The 3,307-nt window shown below is 65.6% G+C and carries 5 protein-coding genes; all 5 read left to right on the top strand.

All coding sequences use genetic code 11. The features are described 5' to 3' along the window. Positions 1-791, top strand: a 791-nt coding sequence (locus EN738_RS32645; protein ID WP_127287159.1) for a transporter substrate-binding domain-containing protein, incomplete at its 5' end; no start/stop codon positions are given. Between the two features lie 97 nt (positions 792-888). Beyond that, positions 889-1,554 carry an amino acid ABC transporter permease gene (locus tag EN738_RS32640; protein WP_126057930.1) on the top strand — a complete coding sequence of 222 codons (666 nt, stop codon included), beginning with the start codon at positions 889-891 and terminating at the stop codon, positions 1,552-1,554. A gap of 1 nt (position 1,555) precedes the next feature. Continuing rightward, positions 1,556-2,206 (top strand): amino acid ABC transporter permease, encoded by a 651-nt coding sequence (locus EN738_RS32635; RefSeq protein WP_127287158.1) that lies wholly within the window; start codon positions 1,556-1,558, stop codon positions 2,204-2,206. Positions 2,207-2,210: 4 nt separating this feature from the next. After that, entirely contained in the window at positions 2,211-3,005 is a 795-nt protein-coding gene (locus tag EN738_RS32630) for an amino acid ABC transporter ATP-binding protein (RefSeq protein WP_127287157.1), read from the top strand. A gap of 93 nt (positions 3,006-3,098) precedes the next feature. Next, positions 3,099-3,307, top strand: a 209-nt coding sequence (locus EN738_RS32625; RefSeq protein WP_145967008.1) for a RidA family protein, incomplete at its 3' end; no start/stop codon positions are given.

The raw sequence follows: 3,307 nt of genomic DNA, 5'->3' as shown, positions 1-3,307 counted from the left end.
ATGCCAAGAAGGCGGCGGCTCAGGCGGCGCCCGACAGCCTGCTGCGCACCGTGCTCGATCGCGGCAAGCTGATCGTCGGCACCGGCAGCACCAACGCGCCCTGGCACTTCGAGAACGATGCCGGCGAGCTTGTCGGCATGGACATCACCATGGGCCGGATCCTGGCCAAGGGCCTGTTCGACGACCCGACCAAGGTCGAGTTCGTCATGCAGGACCCGGCGCAGCGCATTCCGAACGTGACCACCAACAAGGTCGACATCACCATCCAGTTCATGACCATGACGGCGCAGCGCTCGCAGCTGATCAACTTCTCGCGGCCCTACTACGTCGAAGGCGTCGCCCTGCTGACGCTTCCTTCCGCCGAGAACAAGACCTTCGACAAGCTGCTCGCCGCCGGCTCGGCGACCCGCATTTCCATCCTGCAGAACGTCGATGCCGAGACCTCGGTCCATTACGCCCTGCCAGATGCTCAGGTGATGCAGATCGACACCCAGGCCAATGTGCTGCAGGCGCTGGAATCCAAGCGCGTCGACGCCGCCGCCGTCGATCTTTCCACGGTGCGCTGGCTCGCCTCGCGCAATCCCGACAAATATTTCGACGCCGGCAAGAGCTGGTACTCGATGCTCTACGGCGCGGCACTCCGGCAAGGCGATCTCGACTGGCTGACCTACGTCAACCAGACCTTCACCATCGCCATGTTCGGCCACGAAACCGCGCTCTACGACGCGGCGTTCAAGGACTATTTCGGGCTGGAGCCGCCGGCGCGTCATCCGGGCTTCCCGGTCATCTGATGCCGTTCGCAGAAAGGGCGCCTGGCGCGCCCTTCCATTCCCTTCCAGCGCGGCGCGACCTGTTCGCGCCGCGGCGGAAGTCTTGAGGCTGCAGCACATGGGCTACGCGCTCAACTTCAACCTGATCTGGCGCCATTTCGACAAGCTCTGGGGCGGGCTGCTGCTCAGCCTCGAGCTTGCCGTGATCTCGATCGCCATCGGCATCGTCATCGGGCTGGTGCTGGCGGTCTGGTACGTTTCGGCCGGACGCACGGTGCGGGCGATCATCGCCGCCTATGTCGAGTTCATCCGCAACGTGCCGCTGATCCTGCTCGTCTATCTGGTCTTCTACGGACTGCCGACGGTGATCGACATCGCCTACAGCGCGCCGACCTCGTTCGTGCTGACGCTGTCGGTCTATAGCGGCGCCTATCTGGTCGAGGTGTTCCGCTCCGGCCTCGAGGCCGTGCCGCGCGGCCAATTGGATGCCGGCAAGGCGATCGGCCTCACGCCCTGGCAGCGGCTGCTCCATGTGCGCCTGCCGACGATGCTGCGCATCACGCTGCCGGCGCTCTCCAACACCTTCATCTCGTTGTTCAAGGACACCTCGATCGCCTCGGTCATCTCGGTGCCCGAACTCACCTACGGCGCGCAGTGGATCAACTTCAACACCTTCCGCATCGTCGAAGTCTACCTGGTCACCACGGCGATGTATCTGGTGACCGGCTATGCGCTGCTTTTCGCGCTCAGGCTCGTCGAGCGCCGGTTCAGGGCGGCGCGCTGACATGCTGAGCCAAATCCTCTACGCCGTCCCGTTCCTCGCTCAAGGCTTCGCCATCACCCTGTGGGTGTCGCTGCTGGTCGTGGTGCTTTCGCTCATCGCCGGTGTCCTGTTGGGCGTCGGCCTGGTCTATGGCCCCGCCCCGCTGCGCTGGGCGGTGCGCATCTTCAGCGACACTATCCGTGGCATCCCGATCCTGGTGCTGATGTTCTTCGTCTATTACGGCATGCCGGCGGTCGGGCTTCATCTGCAGTCCTTCTGGGCCGCGGTGCTGGCGCTGACGCTGTTCAAGACGGCGCAGGTGGTCGAGTATGTGCGCGGCGCCGTCGGCTCGATCCCCAAGGGCCAGTCCGAAGCAGCGATGGCGATCGGGCTGACCTTTCGCCAGCGGCTGACCTACGTCATCTTTCCCCAGGCCTTCAGGCGCTTCCTGCCGCCCTGGATCAACGGCGTCACCGACGCGGTCAAGGGCAGCGCGCTGGTCTCGCTGCTCGGCATCACCGACCTGATGCAGGCGATCAACCAGGTCATCGGCCGCACCTACGAGGCGATGCCGCTCTATATCCTCGGCGCGCTGGTCTACTTCGCCGTCAATTACGCGCTTTCGCTGGCCAGCCGTCGGCTGGAGCGACGCTTCTCCTTCATTCGGGAATAGCATGATGTCCGACGCCTCAAACGCCCCTCCCGCACTGCTCGAAGTCCGCGATGTGTCCAAGGCCTTCGGCGCCGTCGCGGTGCTGCGCTCCGTCAGCCTCGAGGTGACGCGCGGCGAGGTGGTGACGGTCATCGGGCCGTCAGGCAGCGGCAAGACCACGCTGCTGCGCTGCGTCAACTTCCTCGAAAGCTACGACAGCGGCTCGATCCGCATCGACGGCAGGGAGGTCGGCTACCGCGACGCCGCAACGCGCCAGCGCCGCAGCGAGCGCGATCTCGCCAGCATGCGCGCCGAGACCGGCATGGTGTTCCAGGGCTTCAACCTGTTCCCGCATCTGACGGCGGCCGGCAACATCATGCTCGGCCTCACCAAGGTGCGCGGCAAGAGCGCGGCCGAGGCGCGCTCGATCGCCGAGCACTGGCTCGGCCGCGTCGGTCTTGCGCATAAGGCCGACAGCCTGCCGGCCGAGCTGTCCGGCGGCCAGCAGCAGCGCGTCGGCATTGCGCGCGCGGTCGCCATGGAGCCTAAGATCCTGCTTCTCGACGAGATCACCTCGGCGCTCGATCCGGAACTGGTCGGCGAGGTGCTGGCCGTGGTGCGCAGCCTCGCCGAGGACGGCATGACCATGCTGATGGTGACGCATGAAATGGCTTTCGCCCGCGATGCGTCCAGCCGCATCGTCTTCATGGCCGATGGTGGGGTCAGTGCCGTCGGCCCGCCGAAGGAGATCCTGGCGGCGGAGACCACCAACGAGCGTCTCCGCAGCTTCCTGGCGCGGTTCCGCGCCTCGCATTTCTGACATCGGGCGGCGACCCAAAGCAACTCCAGGAAAAGTGCAAGCCGTTTTCCGTCCGGAGTTGCGTAGAACAAAGAGAAGCCGCAAGGAGACTACATGACGCCCTATATCCGGCTCGCCGAACTCGGCCTGAAGCTGCCAGAGCCGCCGACGCCCATCGCCAACTTTGTCACCCACGCCGAGAGCGGCCGGCTGATCTTCCTCTCCGGCCAGGGGCCGTTGCGCGCCGACGGCACGCTGTGCACCGGCAAGGTGGGCGAGGACGTGACGGTGGAGGAAGCCTACGAGCACGCCCGCCTCACCGG

Origin of the sequence: Mesorhizobium sp. M4B.F.Ca.ET.017.02.2.1, assembly GCF_003998955.1 — a bacterium.
Taxonomy (GTDB): Bacteria; Pseudomonadota; Alphaproteobacteria; order Rhizobiales; family Rhizobiaceae; genus Mesorhizobium; species Mesorhizobium abyssinicae.
The sequence above is the reverse complement of the archived record's forward strand: the minus strand, read 5'-3'. Positions and strand labels throughout refer to the sequence as shown.